The 14,612-nt window shown below is 63.7% G+C and carries 13 protein-coding genes; 8 read left to right on the top strand and 5 right to left on the bottom strand.

Translation table 11 applies throughout. The features are described from left to right. Window position 1: 1 nt before the first annotated feature. Window positions 2-1,039 carry a DUF1611 domain-containing protein gene (locus GYH35_RS00445; RefSeq protein WP_202624000.1) on the top strand — a complete coding sequence of 346 codons (1,038 nt, stop codon included), beginning with the start codon at window positions 2-4 and terminating at the stop codon, window positions 1,037-1,039. Next, a complete protein-coding gene (locus GYH35_RS00440; RefSeq protein ID WP_161827354.1) occupies window positions 1,039-2,151 on the top strand; it encodes a YkvI family membrane protein in 1,113 nt (370 codons plus the stop codon). The genes GYH35_RS00445 and GYH35_RS00440 overlap by 1 nt, the downstream gene beginning before the upstream one ends. Here GYH35_RS00440 and GYH35_RS00435 read toward each other — a convergent pair whose 3' ends face one another. Next, on the bottom strand, window positions 2,152-2,889 hold the full coding sequence (locus GYH35_RS00435; RefSeq protein ID WP_161827353.1) for a DUF899 family protein: 738 nt from the start codon (window positions 2,887-2,889) through the stop codon (window positions 2,152-2,154). Window positions 2,890-3,039: 150 nt separating this feature from the next. On the opposite strand from GYH35_RS00435, the gene GYH35_RS00430 reads away from it, so the two are divergent. After that, window positions 3,040-3,954 (top strand): alpha/beta fold hydrolase, encoded by a 915-nt coding sequence (locus tag GYH35_RS00430; RefSeq protein WP_161814182.1) that lies wholly within the window; start codon window positions 3,040-3,042, stop codon window positions 3,952-3,954. Window positions 3,955-4,050: 96 nt separating this feature from the next. Here GYH35_RS00430 and rsgA read toward each other — a convergent pair whose 3' ends face one another. Next, window positions 4,051-4,980 carry a ribosome small subunit-dependent GTPase A gene (gene rsgA / locus GYH35_RS00425; protein WP_161827352.1) on the bottom strand — a complete coding sequence of 310 codons (930 nt, stop codon included), beginning with the start codon at window positions 4,978-4,980 and terminating at the stop codon, window positions 4,051-4,053. Next, window positions 4,977-6,230 (bottom strand): M48 family metallopeptidase, encoded by a 1,254-nt coding sequence (locus GYH35_RS00420; protein WP_161827351.1) that lies wholly within the window; start codon window positions 6,228-6,230, stop codon window positions 4,977-4,979. Before GYH35_RS00420 ends, rsgA begins: the two co-directional genes overlap by 4 nt. A 47-nt stretch (window positions 6,231-6,277) precedes the next feature. Between GYH35_RS00420 and orn the strand changes: the two genes are divergently transcribed. After that, the gene (gene orn / locus GYH35_RS00415; protein ID WP_161814185.1) at window positions 6,278-6,862 is read left to right on the top strand and encodes an oligoribonuclease; all 585 of its coding nucleotides are present in this window, start codon (window positions 6,278-6,280) and stop codon (window positions 6,860-6,862) included. A gap of 58 nt (window positions 6,863-6,920) precedes the next feature. Here orn and ppsA read toward each other — a convergent pair whose 3' ends face one another. After that, on the bottom strand, window positions 6,921-9,290 hold the full coding sequence (gene ppsA, locus GYH35_RS00410; RefSeq protein ID WP_161814186.1) for a phosphoenolpyruvate synthase: 2,370 nt from the start codon (window positions 9,288-9,290) through the stop codon (window positions 6,921-6,923). Between the two features lie 91 nt (window positions 9,291-9,381). Here ppsA and ppsR point away from each other — a divergent pair, with 91 nt between their 5' ends. The 3 genes from ppsR to GYH35_RS00395 all read left to right on the top strand — a co-directional run bounded on the left by ppsR (window position 9,382) and on the right by GYH35_RS00395 (window position 11,903). Continuing rightward, window positions 9,382-10,206 (top strand): posphoenolpyruvate synthetase regulatory kinase/phosphorylase PpsR, encoded by an 825-nt coding sequence (ppsR, locus tag GYH35_RS00405; protein WP_161814187.1) that lies wholly within the window; start codon window positions 9,382-9,384, stop codon window positions 10,204-10,206. Between the two features lie 157 nt (window positions 10,207-10,363). After that, complete coding sequence (locus GYH35_RS00400) at window positions 10,364-10,813, top strand: DUF1249 domain-containing protein (protein WP_202623999.1); 450 nt, start codon at window positions 10,364-10,366, stop codon at window positions 10,811-10,813. A gap of 28 nt (window positions 10,814-10,841) precedes the next feature. Then, window positions 10,842-11,903, top strand: coding sequence for a hypothetical protein (locus tag GYH35_RS00395; protein ID WP_161827349.1), 1,062 nt, complete (start codon window positions 10,842-10,844; stop codon window positions 11,901-11,903). A gap of 24 nt (window positions 11,904-11,927) precedes the next feature. Here the strand turns inward: GYH35_RS00395 and GYH35_RS00390 are convergent, their stop codons facing one another. Next, entirely contained in the window at window positions 11,928-14,081 is a 2,154-nt protein-coding gene (locus GYH35_RS00390; protein ID WP_161814190.1) for a carboxy terminal-processing peptidase, read from the bottom strand. 240 nt (window positions 14,082-14,321) lie between these two features. Here GYH35_RS00390 and GYH35_RS00385 point away from each other — a divergent pair, with 240 nt between their 5' ends. Further along, window positions 14,322-14,609 (top strand): hypothetical protein, encoded by a 288-nt coding sequence (locus tag GYH35_RS00385; protein WP_161814191.1) that lies wholly within the window; start codon window positions 14,322-14,324, stop codon window positions 14,607-14,609. The last annotated feature ends 3 nt before the right edge of the window (window positions 14,610-14,612 follow it).

Below are 14,612 nucleotides of genomic sequence, written 5' to 3'. Positions count from 1 at the left end.
CGTGACAACAGCAAACCTCTCGACCTCCTTGGATCTGCCGCAACCGTATCTGCTGTTTCTCGGCGATACCACCGAGGCGGGCTTCGCGAAAACGGCCTTTGGCCTGCGGGATTGGGCGCCCGAGCTATGCGTCGGCGAGCTGGCCTGCTCGCCCGACGCCGTCACGCTCGGACTGCCCAAGCTCACGCCTGCGCAGGCCTACGCGAAGGGCGCCCGCTCCATGATCATTGGCGTGGCCAACATCGGCGGGCGCATTCTCGATAGCTGGATGCCCTCGCTCCTGGAAGCTTTGGAGGCGGGGCTGGATCTGGTGGGAGGCATGCATACACGACTCGTCGACACGCCGGCGTTGGTTGCAGCCGCCGAGCGTCATGGGCGTCGCCTGATCGACGTCCGTACGCCACCGCGAGGAATTCCGACCGCCAGCGGTCGCAAACGCAGTGGCAAGCGACTGCTGGCGGTCGGAACGGATTGCGCCCTGGGCAAGAAATACACCGCGCTTGCGATCGCGAAGGCGTTCCGACGGCGCGGCGTGAAGGCGGATTTTCGCGCCACCGGGCAGACGGGCATCATGATCGCCGGCAGTGGCATGCCGATGGACGCGGTGGTCTCGGACTTCGAGGCGGGCGCGGCGGAGGTGCTGTCGCCCGACGCGGCGGCCGATCATTGGGATGTGATCGAAGGGCAGGGCTCGTTGTTTCATCCCTCGTATGCCGCCGTGTCCCTCGGTTTGTTACATGGCAGTCAGCCGGATGTGATCGTCGTGTGTCACGAGGCGGGCCGCACGCACGTGCTCGGCATGCCGGACTATCCCTTGCCGAGTCTCGAAGAGACGATCGATCTGAATTTGAGATTGGGACGGCGGACCAACCCGGCGATTCGCTGCGGCGGCGTGAGTATCAACACCTCGAAGCTGTCGGAGAGCGAAGCGCGGCAGTTGATGGCGACGGAGAGCCAGCGGTTGGGCGTGCCGGTCGCCGATCCGATTCGCGGCGGCGATGAATTCGAGCGGCTGCTCGATCACTGCTTGCGCGGCTGATGCAAGCCTCCTGGTTCCAACGCTACCTGCTGCCGGGCTTCGCCTTCAAGGCCGTGGTCATCGGCGGCGGGTATGCGACCGGCCGCGAGCTGGTCGAGTTCTTCCTGCCGAGCGGTCCGCAAGGCGGGTTGTTCGGCATGCTGTTCGCGGCGGTGATCTGGAGCGTCGTGTGTATCGCGACGTTTCTGTTCGCGCGCGCCACGCACAGCGAGGATTACCGCACGTTCTTCCGTCACCTGCTCGGGCGGGGCTGGATGATCTTCGAGATCGCCTATTGTTTGTTCATCGTCTTGATTCTCGCCGTGTTCGGCGCGGCCGCGGGCGCCATTGGCGCGGCGTTGTTCGGCTGGCCGGCGCTCGCGGGCACGCTGTGTCTGATGCTGGGCATCTCGTTGTTCGTGGCGTTTGGCAACGCCTCGGTCGAGCAGCTGTTCAAGTGGGTTTCGTTTTTCCTGTACGGCGTGTATGCCTTGTTCGTCGTGCTGTCGCTGGGCAAGTTCGGCGATCGGATCTCGGCGAACCTGGCGTTGGATGTGCCGACCGACGGTTGGCTGCTCGCGGGCGTGACGTACGCGGGCTATAACATCGTCGGGGCGGTCATCATCCTGCCGGTGCTGCGGCATCTGACCAGCAATCGCGACGCCATCATCGCGGGCGCCTTGTGCGGGCCGCTCGCGATGATCCCGGCATTGCTGTTCTTCATCTGCATGGTTGCCTACTACCCGGACATCTCCGCCGAGGCCTTGCCTTCTGACTTTCTGCTGCAGCGTCTGGATGCGCCCGTGTTTCATGGCGTGTTCCAGCTGATGATCTTCGCGGCGCTGCTCGAGAGCGGCACGGGCAGCGTGCATGCGGTGAATCAGCGCATCGAGCAGGTGTGGCGCGCGAAGCGCGGGCGAGATCTCTCGGCGAGGGCCCGCTTCATCGCCGCCGGCGTGCTGCTCGTGATCGCGATGCTGCTCGCCGAGCGCTTCGGTCTCGTCACCCTGATCGCTCGCGGCTATCGCGGCCTTGCGTATGTGCTGATCGCGGTCTACGTGTTGCCGCTCTTGACCTACGGCGTATGGCAGCTCTGGCAGCGGCGTGGGCAGGTGGCGCTCTCTGCCCAGTGATCACTCGTATTGGAGCTCCTCGGCGAAGTCCGGACGGCCACCGGGCGTGAGATCGAACAGGTTCCAGAAGGGCTCCAACGTGCCTGCGGCGCGCTGATCCTGTCCGGAATCGGGCGGGGCAAACATCAACTCCGATGCCCAGAAGAATCGGATCGCGCCGTCGCGAGCGCGCTTGAACACCAGCACCAGCGGTACCTGCTGACCTTCTTCGTCTTCGCCGCGATAGTCGCGTCGAAAGTTCGGGCACCCCGCCGATGACAACAAACGAACGTGGCGCCAGCCTCGATCTCGCGCCACTCCCAGCAACTGATCGAGCGGCGCCTTCGCCACGACTGCGAAGTTTCCGCCACCGGCTTCGAAGTGCTGAGCGGCGGCGTCGAGTTGATCGATGAGGGCGGTGCACGAAGGGCAGGGTTGTGCCGTTTTGGGCAGCTGCGACGTGACGCCGCTCGCGGCGGCGGCGCGCGTATCACCCTGGTGGCGAGGAAACATGTAGTTGTAGATCACCAGGGAATCGGTGCCGTCGCGAAACAGCGCGGACAACTTGATCTTGGTGGCCTTGCCATCCGCACCGAGTCCGTCGAACTCATAGTCCTCTGGCACCTTGCCGCCGGCCGGGAGCGCGCGCCGCTGGACGGCGACCGCTTCCATCTGTCGACGTAACGCGATCTCCTGTTCGAGCAGCGCGTTGCGAGCGGTGCGATATTCGGTGGACTCGTTGGGAAAGCTGATGGCCATGACCCTGCACCTCGAGCGGTGAAGACGATGGAACATCAAGTCCTGATCGGGCATGCGGTTCCAGAATTTTTTCTCATCGGCGGTGTCGGCAGGCGTCGGGCGAGGGCGTCCTTAGGACAGATTGGCACTCAACGACACGGAGACTCAGCAATGAAGCGCATCCTGGCCCCAGCTCTGGCCGCAATGGCATTAATGACTTCCAGCCTGCCCGCGATGGCGGACAGTCAGCCCGCGGCCCCGACCGTTCAGGCGCCCGACAAGTCGGGTCGCATCGCCATGAACGGCATCAACTACTACTACGAGATCCGCGGCAAGGGCGAGCCGCTGCTGCTTCTACACGGCGGCTTGGGGTCGGGCGATATGTTCGCGCCGCTCCTGCCGACGCTCACGAAGCAGCGACAGGTCGTGCTGGTCGATCTGCAAGGCCATGGGCGCACCGAGCTCGGCACTCGCAAGTTCAGCCTCGAGGCGATGGGCAATGACATGAATGGCCTGCTGCAAAAGCTGGGCTATAAGCAGATCGATGTTCTCGGTTACTCGATGGGCGGCGGTGTTGGTTTTCGACTGGCCGTGCAGCATCCGGACATGGTGCGTCGTCTGGTGCTGGTGTCCGCGGGCTATGCATCGGATGGTTTCTATCCCGAGATCCTGGCTCAGCAGGGGCAGGTGAACGCCGAGGCGTTCCAGTACATGAAGGACACGCCGATGTACAAAGGGTACGTCGCCGTCGCGCCGAAGCCGGACGATTTCCCGCGCTTGCTGGACACCATCGGCGGTTTCATGAAGCAGGGCTATGACTACTCCGCGGATGTCGCGAAGTTGAAGATGCCGGTGATGCTGGTGTTCGGCGACTCGGACATGTATCGCCCCGAGCACGTCATCAAGTTCTATCAGCTGCTCGGCGGCGGCTTGAAGGACGCGGGTTGGATGCGCGAGAACCTCTCGCAGAATCGCCTCGCGATCCTGCCCAACCACACCCACTACGACATCTTCCTCGCACCGGAGCTGGTCAGCACGACGCTGCCGTTCTTGAATGGGGACACGAAAGCGAGTGCGTGGCAGTAGTTGGCCGGAAGACCCACCCCCTGGCCCCCTCCCGCGCACGGGAGGGGGAACTCAGCGGATACGGCAAATCGTAGCGGTTATCGATTGCGGCGTTGTTCAGCGCCGGCGTTCGTACTCCGGCGCGAGCCCCCGCATGATGTTGAGCAGACGTTTATAACTTTCATAACGGCGGGCCGAGAGCGTGTTCTCGGCCAGCGCGGCCAGCACCGCGCAGCCGGGCTCGCGAAGGTGCAGGCAGTTGTTGAACCGGCACTCGGGCGCGAGCTTCAAGATCTCCGGCCAGCCGACTTGCACCATCGCATCTTCGACCGGGGGCGGTGCGTAGTCGCGAACGCCCGGCGAGTCGATCAACTCTCCGCCGCTGGCCAAGCGAAACAACGCCGTCGAGACCGTCGTGTGCCGACCTTCGCCCGTCGAATCGGAGAGCGTACGCGTGGCTCGCTCCGACTCCGGCGCGAGGCGATTCGTGAGCGTGGATTTGCCGACGCCGGACTGGCCGACGAGCATGGCGCTCTGGTTGATGAGCAGCTCGCGCACCGGCGCTACGGTGGGCTCGTTCTTCGCGGAGAGTCGCAGCACCGGATAACCCGCGCGCTCGTAATCATTCACGCGTGCCTGGAAGTCGGGATCCTCGGCGCCCGGCAGCTCTGACTTGTTCACGATCAGCGCGCCAGAGATTCCCGCGAGCGCCGCGCCTGCGAGATATCGATCCGCGATATACAAATCGGGCTCGGGATTGGGCGCGATGATCACGATGATCAACGACAGATTCGCGGCCAGCGGCTCGGTGCGCCCGCGGCTGTCCGTGCGAGCAAACAACGATCGGCGCGGGGCGACGCTCACGACCTTCGCAACGTCGCCGCTACTTTGCGAGGGCCCGCGAATCATCACTTCATCGCCACACACGCACGTCAGGCGCTTGCCGAAGAGCTCGGCCGAGGTGCGCGAGCCCGCGCTGGTCTCGACGATGACGCGACGGCCAAAGGATTCCGTGACGCGCGCTGGCGTCTCGACCGCGTCGCTCATGAGCGCTGCGTCGCTAGCGACTGCAAGCGCGAGATGCGCACGAGTGCGGGCGGATGTGAATCGTAGAACGCCGAGTGCAGGCTGTCGGGCGTGAGCGTGCTCGCATTGTCGCGATGCAGTTTCACCAGCGCATTGGCGAGCTCGGTTGCATCCGCATGCTTCGCGGCGAATTCATCCGCCTCGAACTCATGCTTGCGCGACCACCAGGCGCCGATCGGCGTCAGGAAATACGTGAACACCGGCAGCACGAACATGAAGAGCAACAGCGCCGCGTGCGTGGAGGGCGTGCTCACGCCGAGCGCTGCGTAGAACGCGTCCCAGCGCATCAAGGCATCGAGCAGCAGGAAGCCGAGCAGCGCCATGACCACCGACAGGATCAGCCCCGAGCGAATGTGATGCAGCCGGAAATGACCGAGCTCATGCGCTAGCACGGCTTCGACTTCGGCGACCTGCAGGCGCTCGAGCAGCGTGTCAAAGAACACGATGCGCTTGTTGCGACCGATGCCGGTGAAGTACGCGTTGCCGTGCGAGGAGCGGCGCGAGCCGTCCATCTTGAAGACCCCTTTGGAGGCGAAGCCGCAGCGCTGCAGAACGGCTTCGGTGCGCTGTTTCAGCGCTTCATCGGTGACCGGCGTGAACTTGTTGAACAGCGGCGCGAAGATCGCAGGCCACGCCCAGGTCATCAGCACCGAGAAGCCGACCCACACGGCCCAGGCGAACAGCCACCACAAGGAGCCGGCCTGCTGCATCAGATACAGGATCACAAATATCAGCGGCGTGCCGAGCAGCAGGCTCAAGCCCAGGCTCTTGCACAAATCGGCGATATACAGCCCCGGCGTGGTGCGGTTGAAGCCGAAGCGCGCCTCGATGCCAAAAGTACGCCACAGTGACAGCGGCAGACCCAGGGCGCCGACTATCAAGAAAGTCGACAGTACGACGGCCGTGCCATGCCAGGCCGGCGACAGGCCCGCCGCCTGCCACCAGCGATCGATGGCGTCGATGCCGCCCCCCAGGGTCAGCAGCAGGGCAACGAGCGCATCCAGCAGCACGTCCCACCGATTCAGGCCGGCGCCCGCGACGGTATAGTCGGCGGCCTTCTGATGCGCCTGCAGGTCGATCTGCTGGGCGAACGCCTCGGGCACGCGGTCGCGGTGCCGGCGCACGGCCGCCGCCTGGCGCTGATTGAGCCAGCTGCGCGTGGCCGTGGAGGCGAGCAGCAGCAATAGAAACAAGCCGGTAAACCAATGCATTTATGTCGTCTCAAGCGATGCGGGGCACTGTAGCCTCAGCTGCTATGATGAGGCAACGAAACCCACTTCTGGCAGAACGCATCGTGACCGACCGCGACCCCACTCGACTCATCTGGATCGATCTGGAAATGACGGGCCTGAAGCCCGACACCGACCACATCATCGAAATCGCCACCGTCGTCACCGACAAGCACCTGAACACGCTGGCCGAAGGGCCGGTGCTGGCCATCCACCAGCCGGATGAGGTCCTGGAGGCGATGGACGACTGGAACCGCCGTCAGCACGGCGCGTCGGGGCTCGCGGCCCGCGTGCGCGCCAGCACCATCACCGTCGAGGAGGCCGAGCGCCAGACGGTGGAGTTCCTGAGCCGCTGGATCGAGCCCGGCGTCTCGCCGATGTGCGGCAACAGTATTTGCCAGGACCGCCGCTTCATGGCGCGCGAGATGCCCAACCTGGAGCGGTATTTTCACTACCGCAATCTGGATGTGAGCACGCTGAAGGAGCTGGCGCGGCGCTGGGCGCCGGAGGTGTACAGCAGCTTCCAGAAGAGCTCGACGCACCTGGCGCTGGACGATATTCGCGACTCGATCCGCGAGCTACAGCACTACCGGACGAATTTCCTGCGCGCCTGAGCGCGGCCCGGCTCGAGTCGCGGCGGCGGAATGTCCGCCGCCGCGAGATATCACAAGCTTACTTCGCGGCCGCCGCGCCGCCAGCCAGGAACAGCCAGGTCTCGACCACCGTATCCGGGTTGAGCGACATGCTCTCGATGCCCTGATCGACCAGCCAGCGCGCCAGGTCCGGATGATCCGAAGGACCCTGGCCGCAGATGCCCACGTACTTGCCATTGCGACGGCACGCGTCGATCGCCAGCTTCAAGAGCGCCTTCACCGCCTCATCCCGTTCGTCGAACAGCTTGGCGATAATCGCCGAGTCGCGATCCAGGCCGAGGGTGAGCTGCGTCATGTCGTTCGAGCCGATCGACATGCCGTCGAAGAACTTCAGATATTGGTCGGCGAGCAGCGCGTTGGTCGGCAGCTCGCACATCATGATGATCTTCAGCTCGTTCTCGCCGCGCTTCAGGCCGTTCTGCGCGAGCAGCTGAGTGACCTGCTCGGCTTCCTTCAGCGTACGCACGAAGGGCACCATCACCTGCACATTCTTCAGGCCCATCTCTTCGCGCACGCGCTTCAATGCGCGGCACTCGAGCTCGAAGCAGGGACGGAATGTTTCATCGACGTAACGCGAGGCGCCGCGGAAACCGATCATCGGATTCTCCTCATGCGGCTCGTACTGACGGCCGCCGATGAGATTCGCGTACTCGTTCGATTTGAAATCCGACATGCGCACGATCACCGGCTCCGGCGCGAACGCGGCGGCGATGGTGGCGATGCCTTCGCACAGCTTGTCGACGTAGAAGCTGACCGGATCTTTGTAACCATTCATCTGACGACGGATGGTCTGCTGCAGATCCTTCGACAGTGAATCGAACTCGAGCAGCGCGCGCGGGTGCACGCCGATCATGCGATTGATGATGAATTCCAGGCGCGCAAGTCCCACGCCCTTGTGCGGAATGCCGGCGAAGTCGAACGCGCGGTCGGGGTTGCCGACGTTCATCATGATCTTGGTCTTGATCGGGGGCAGCGCGTCCAGCTCGACGATCTTTTGTTCGAAGGGCAGGGCGCCTTCGTAGACGAAGCCCGTGTCGCCTTCGGCGCAGGAGACGGTGACTTCCACGCCTTCCTTGATGGTCTCGGTCGCATCGCCGCAGCCGACGACGGCGGGAATGCCGAGCTCGCGAGCGATGATCGCCGCGTGACAGGTGCGTCCACCGCGATTCGTCACGATCGCCGAGGCGCGCTTCATCACCGGCTCCCAATCGGGATCGGTCATGTCGGCGACCAGCACGTCACCGCTCTGCACGCGCGTCATTTCTTTTACGTCGCGAATGATGCGGGCGGGGCCGGCGCCGATGCGCTGACCGATGGAGCGGCCGCTCGAGAGCACCTTGGATTTCTTTTTCAGCGAGTAGCGCTGCACGGTGCGGCCGGCGCGGCTCTGCACGGTTTCCGGACGAGCTTGCAGGATATAGATCTTGCCGGTCTCGCCGTCCTTGCCCCACTCGATATCCATCGGGCAGCCGTAGTGCTGCTCGATGATGAGCGCCTGCTTGGCCAGCTCCAGAATGTCGGCATCGCCGATCGAGAATCTGTTGCGATCCTCCGTCGAGACATCGACGGTCTTGACGCGCTCGCCGCTGCCAGGCTCGCCGTAGACCATCTTGATGGCCTTGGCGCCGAGCGTACGACGCAGGATGGGCGCGTGGCCCGACTTCAGCGTCGGTTTATAAACATAGAACTCATCGGGATTCACTGCGCCTTGCACGACCGTTTCGCCGAGGCCATAGGAGGCGGTGATGAAGACGACGTTGCGGAAGCCGGAGTCGGTGTCGAGCGTGAACATCACGCCGCTTGCGCCGACGTCCGAACGGCACATGTACTGAATGCCGGCGGAGAGGGCGACCACGTCGTGCTTGAAACCCTGGTGCACGCGATAGGCGATGGCGCGATCGTTGTAGAGCGAGGCGAACACTTCGTGCACGCACTTGATCAGCGCTTGCTTGCCGCGCACGTTCAGGAATGTTTCCTGTTGGCCCGCGAACGAGGCGTCCGGCAAGTCTTCGGCGGTGGCGGAGGAGCGCACCGCGACCGCGACATCGCGGCCTTCACCCATGCGCTCGTAACCGGCGAGGATTTCTTTCTCGAGCTGCGGCGGAAACGGCGTCGAGAGGATCCACTGCCGGATCTTCGCACCGACCTCGGTGAGCTTCTCGACATCGTCCACGTCGAGCGTGGCAAGTTCCTTGGAGATGCGCTCGGCCAGTCCTTCGTGCTTCAAGAAGTCGCGATACGCCTGTGCGGTGGTGGCGTAACCGGTCGGCACGCTCACGCCCATTTTGGCCAGATGGCTGATCATCTCGCCGAGCGAGGAATTTTTGCCGCCGACGGTGTCGACGTCGTGGCGTCCGAGCTTTTCGAAGGGTACTGTGTAAGCGGTCAAGGGCGGTCCTCGTAGACACTCGAGCGAGTGAACTTAGCCCCAGGATTTTAACCGCAACCCGCGACCGCGCGTGAGCTTTGGCGACAGAAGAATGGAAAGACGAACGGTTTTTTTCGTGTCCGACCAGACCGGCGTGACCGCCGAGACGATGGGCCACAGCCTGCTGACGCAATTCGATGGGCAGGCATTTCGGCAGGTGACTCTGCCATTTATCTCCACTGTTGACAAGGCGCAGGAAGCGGTCCGTCGCATCAACGCGACGGGCGAGGCGGAGGGCGTCCGGCCCGTGATTTTCAGTACTTTGGTGCAGGAGGACCTGCGCGAGATCATCAAGCGCGCCAACGGCCTGTTCCTGGATTTCTTCGACGCGTTCCTGGGCCCGCTGGAGCTGGAGCTGAAGCTCAAATCCTCGCGAGCGCAGGGCAAGGCGCATGGCATGCAGGACGTGGGTGCGTACACCACGCGCATCAATGCCACGAACTTCGCGCTGGCGAACGATGACGGCGCTGTCACTCGCGATTACGAGCGCGCCGATCTGATCCTGGTCGGCGTCTCGCGCACCGGCAAGACGCCCACCTGTTTGTACCTGGCCTTGCAATACGGCGTGTTCGCCGCCAATTATCCATTCGCTGACGAGGAGCTGGAGACCGGGCGCCTGCCGGCGGCGCTGACCAAGCATCAGCGCAAGCTGTACGGTCTGACGATTGCGCCGGAACGTCTGCAACAGATCCGCAACGAGCGCCGGCCGAACAGCAATTATTCGTCACCCTCGCAAGTGGACTTCGAAGTGCGCACCGCCGAGGCGATCTTCCGTCGATACGATATTCCGTGCATCAACACCACGGAATGTTCCATCGAAGAGATCGCCAGCCGCATCCTGGACCGGACCGGCGTCGAGCGCCGGCTGCGTCCGTAAGCCGCGGCAAGCGAGCGGCGCAGGCACACATGGCACGCATGTCGCATGCGTGGAGGACACATGAAACGCCCCGTGACGCAAGTCACATACCACTGGCAGTAGTGCGAAACTGCTGTGCTATATTCGGACCATGTCGATAGACCTTACAGCAAGCGATGTGAATTGCCCCGTCAGCTGGCGCTCCCGTCCGGGCAGCTTCGTCAGTCTGATGTCGCTGTACGAGAGCAATTACATCCGCCTCGCCTGGCTGGTGCCGGACGTGGAAAAAGCCGCGGCCACGCAGGTTTCCGTGGTCGATGGCGATTGCCCGCTGCATCTGGCGATCGAGGAGCGCAGCCGATATACGACGACGCTGCGACTCACCTATGTGTTCGACGATGAAGCCGGCCCGCTCGCGGATCCCGATCTGTTGATTCGTGTGTATCGCGATGCGCGGTTGGCCGAAGTGCAGGCGTGCGCTCGCTGGCATCGTCATGCGCTGCTGGAATCGCTGCGCTCGCAGCTCGCGCGCGATCTCGGCGATCGCTGGCTGCGAAACGTCATGCTCAATAAATGGCTCGATTATTGCGTCGAGCGCGGTCATCACTTCCCCGCGTTAGCCACCTGACCTTTCCCACGCCCGCACCGGGCCCGCTATGGAATTCTCCGACCGGCTGAGCAATCTGCGGCAGCTCCTCGGCCAGAGCGCGCGCCAGCCCGTCGAAGACGAGCGGCTGTTGCAGCTCTATTGGAATCGGGCCGAGCTCAAGAAAGAGCTGTCGCGCTTGCAGGACGAGCGTCACAAGCTGATCGAGCAGCTGAACAAACACGAAGCCACGTTCGCACGCAACAGCGAACAGCTGCTGCAGCTCGAGGAGTTTCTCGGCAATCCAGAGACCGGTCCGCACGGGCTGGTTTATTTCCAATTGCGTGCGCTGTGGCGCGCCTCGTCGGCGAAAGTCGCACGCTTCGCGCAACAGCTTCAGCAGCAGCAAGCCGATCGCGAGCAGCGCCGACAAGTGCTGGAGTTCGATCGTGCGCGTCGCCAGCAACTGGCCGATTTCGATCGACGCATCGCGGCGGCACGCTCGCGTGCCGATATGTTGGAGGCGCAGCTCAAGCTCCAGGAGACGAAGCTCGAGAAGATGCGCGGCTTCTGGAACTACGCGCGTCGTCGGCGTCTTGCCGAAGAGATCGCGGCCGAGCGCGAGCAATGGGATCTTGCGGCCACGGAAGTCACCGATCTGAGCGATGACCGGATCGCGCTCGAAGAAAAGGCGCCGCCGGCGTTGCAGGGGATTTCCGTCGACGGCCGCCGCATCGTGAATACTGCCGTCATTGCGTACGCGCAGCAGTTGGTCGTGGCCATGTCGGCCGGCGGCCTCGCCGTGCTCGCCAAAGAAACGATCACCAAGCGCGTGTTCGATATGAAGTACGGCACGCGTGAGGACTGCTCGCGCCTGATGACGTTGCTACGCGAGGCGCTCGCCATCGTCAAAAACGAAAAAGACGATCTCAGCGGCTTGAAGGAGCGCACCGATGCGCTGCGCGCCGTGGCGGCTTATCGCAGCGATGCGGATACGGTGCCGCTGACGGATTCCATCGGCACGTTGCCCGTGCCGGTCGCGCCGGTCTCGGGGCTCGAGACGGGCAATAAAGCAGGCGTGAACGTGCTGGTCGACGACTACTGGGATCTGTATCAGGCGCTGCTGCAATGAGCAGCGCCTGAGATTGGTGAGAAGTTAAGGCGTCGTTTCCTTATCGCCCTGAGCCTTCAGACGCGACAGATACAGATTGCTCATGCCGCTCAAGTCCGCGGCGATCTGCACCGTTTCATCCAGCACGGCATCCGGCGGATCCTGACCGGTGAGGTCCGCGAGCTTCGCGACGGTGGGCAGGCCCCGCGACTTGCGACGCTCGTTCTCACGAGCGAGGCGCTCCTGCTCGAGCTGCTCGCGCTCGGCGACGCGGGCCTTCAGGTTCAACGACAGCTTCTTCTGCGTGCGCACTTTCTCGAACGCATCCAGATCGGCGAGCAGCGAACGGAAATCCGGATCCGAGGCGATGCGCTGCTCGTGCGACTGCTCGAGCGCGGCGATGGCCGGCGTCAGCTGACCTTCCTTCGCGAATTCAGCCGGACGGATGCGATCCCAGGGCAGGGCACTTTCGCGCGTGCTCTCACCGACTTCCTCGGGGCTGATGGCCGTCGGCATGGAGATATCCGGCTGCACGCCGCGATGCTGGGTGCTCTCGCCCGTCACGCGATAGTACTTGCCGATAGTGACGGTCAGCTGGCCGAAGCCCGGATCGGGGCCGAGCGCATAACGGTCCAGCGGATACAGGTTCTGCACCGAGCCTTTGCCGTAGGTCTGCTGGCCGACGATGATGCCGCGGCCGTAGTCCTGAATCGCGGCGGCGAAGATCTCCGAGGCCGACGCGCTGTAGCGGTCGACCAGCACGATCATCGGGCCGTCATACACGGTGTTGGGCTCCGGATCGTCGAGCACTTCGACGCGACCGCCGGTCTCGCGCAGCTGCACGATCGGACCTGCCGGAATGAACAGGCCGGAGAGGGCGGTCGCTTCGGTCAGATGACCGCCGCCATTGCCACGCAGATCCATGATCAGCGCGTCGACCTTTTCGGCCTTCAGTTCGTTGAGCAGCTTCTGCACGTCGCGCGTGGTGCTGCGATAGTCCTTGGCGCCGGACGACTTCGCTTCGAAGTCCTGATAGAAGCTCGGCACGTTGATCACGCCGACCTTCATCTCGCGATCGCCACGCTTGATGGTGTGGACTTCCTTCTGGGCCGCCTGCGCATCGAGCGACACCTTATTACGCTGCAGCTCCAGCACCTTCTCCGGCGAGCCGGGCGCGGCGCCGGCGGGGAGGATGTTCAGGCGCACGGTGGTGCCGACCTTGCCGCGGATGATCTGCACGACATCATCGAGACGCCAGCCGATCACATCGACCATCTTGCCGCTCTTGCCTTCGCCGACCGCGATGATGCGATCGTTCGCGCCGAGCGTGCCGTTGATCGCGGCGGGGCCGCCGGGCAGCACGTTGAGCACGGTCACGTAGTCATCGACGAGCTGCAGCGAGGCGCCGATGCCTTCATACGACAGGCTCATCTGAATGCGATATTCCTCGGAGTTGCGCGGCGAGAAGTAGCTCGAGTGCGGATCGAAGACATGCGCGAAGGAGTTCATGAACACTTCGAAGATGTCGTCGCTGGTGACCTGCTCGGTGCGCTTGACCACGCGCTCGTAGCGCTTCTGCAGGATGTCCTTGGTCTCCGGCCAGGTCTTCTCGGTGAGCATCAGGGAGACGGCGTCGTTCTTCACGCGACGGCGCCAGATATCGTTGAGCTCATCGTTGGTCTTGGCCCATGGCGCCTTGGCGCGGTCGAACTCGAACGACTCATCGACGTTGAAGTCGGGCTCGGTCTTGAGCAGATCCACCGCGTAATTCACGCGCTCTTTATTGCGCTGCTGGAAGCGGTTGAAGATCGCGAACACCGGCTCGAGCTGGCCGTTCACCACGGCGTCGTCGAGCTGATAGCGATAGCGCTCGAACTCGGCGATGTCGGAGGCGAGGAAGTAGCTGCGGCCGCCATCGAGCTGCTCGATGAAGCGGTCCAGCACCAGCGAGGACACCGGATCGTTGATCGGCGACTGGCGGTAGTGCGAGCGCTCGATCACGTTGCTGACCAGCTTGCTGACCCGGCGCTGACGCTCGGTGGGGGACAGGTCCTGGGAATTCGCGGTCGCGACCGCTTTGGCGACCGGCGCTTGCGCCGTGCCCGCCAGTAACGCACAGACCACCAGCAGCGCGGGCAAGCTGAAGATCAACGTATTGCGCCGCTGCTTGGCGGGTTCGTGCGAGGGCGACTGATACACTGTTTCACATCCTCATCAGGGGGAGGGGGCCGCGGCCATGGAGGCGGCGCCGGTCCCGATTTCGACCTAAACCTGAATCGTAAGCAAGGCAGGACAGATCCATTCTATGGGCAAGGCTAGAGAGACGCTGCACTCCGATCAAGTACGCGCCGCTCGCGGATTGCATGAATTGGATGGGGTCAGCCATCGATTCGTTCAGCATCCCCGCGCGCGGCCTGCGGCGCGGGACCGGAGCCACTAATGCGTCCCATCGCCGTCCTCAACGCCATCGTCTTCGGCTCGGCGGCCGCCATCACGTTCGGCCTGCTAGGTGTGGTGGTCATTTTCCTGGTCCTCAAGGGGAGCAACCCGGCAATGAGCAGCGAGTTCCCCGCGCTGCTCCGAAGCAGTGCGGTGTTCGCCGTGCTGGCGGCGGTCTCCGGAGCGAGCCTGCTGGCGCTGCTCAAGACGCTGAAGTGGCGCTGGCTGGCGCAGGCGGCAATGTGGGCGACGGTCGCCGGCATCGCCGCGCTCTACTGGCCGGACTGAGAA

The sequence above is a fragment of the Steroidobacter agaridevorans genome, from assembly GCF_009932555.1.
Classification (GTDB): Bacteria; Pseudomonadota; Gammaproteobacteria; order Steroidobacterales; family Steroidobacteraceae; genus Steroidobacter; species Steroidobacter agaridevorans.
This window is presented reverse-complemented; position numbering and strand designations above follow the sequence as displayed.

What these genes read in the sequence shown, in the direction of transcription:
- GYH35_RS00420 (WP_161827351.1), bottom strand. Translation starts at nt 6,230, where the DNA reads ATGCATTGGTTTACCGGCTTGTTTCTATTGCTGCTGCTCGCCTCCACG.
- rsgA (WP_161827352.1), bottom strand. Translation starts at nt 4,980, where the DNA reads ATGAGCGACGCGGTCGAGACGCCAGCGCGCGTCACGGAATCCTTTGGC.
- GYH35_RS00430 (WP_161814182.1), top strand. Translation starts at nt 3,040, where the DNA reads ATGAAGCGCATCCTGGCCCCAGCTCTGGCCGCAATGGCATTAATGACT.
- GYH35_RS00385 (WP_161814191.1), top strand. Translation starts at nt 14,322, where the DNA reads ATGCGTCCCATCGCCGTCCTCAACGCCATCGTCTTCGGCTCGGCGGCC.
- GYH35_RS00395 (WP_161827349.1), top strand. Translation starts at nt 10,842, where the DNA reads ATGGAATTCTCCGACCGGCTGAGCAATCTGCGGCAGCTCCTCGGCCAG.
- ppsR (WP_161814187.1), top strand. Translation starts at nt 9,382, where the DNA reads ATGGAAAGACGAACGGTTTTTTTCGTGTCCGACCAGACCGGCGTGACC.
- orn (WP_161814185.1), top strand. Translation starts at nt 6,278, where the DNA reads ATGAGGCAACGAAACCCACTTCTGGCAGAACGCATCGTGACCGACCGC.
- GYH35_RS00435 (WP_161827353.1), bottom strand. Translation starts at nt 2,889, where the DNA reads ATGGCCATCAGCTTTCCCAACGAGTCCACCGAATATCGCACCGCTCGC.
- GYH35_RS00440 (WP_161827354.1), top strand. Translation starts at nt 1,039, where the DNA reads ATGCAAGCCTCCTGGTTCCAACGCTACCTGCTGCCGGGCTTCGCCTTC.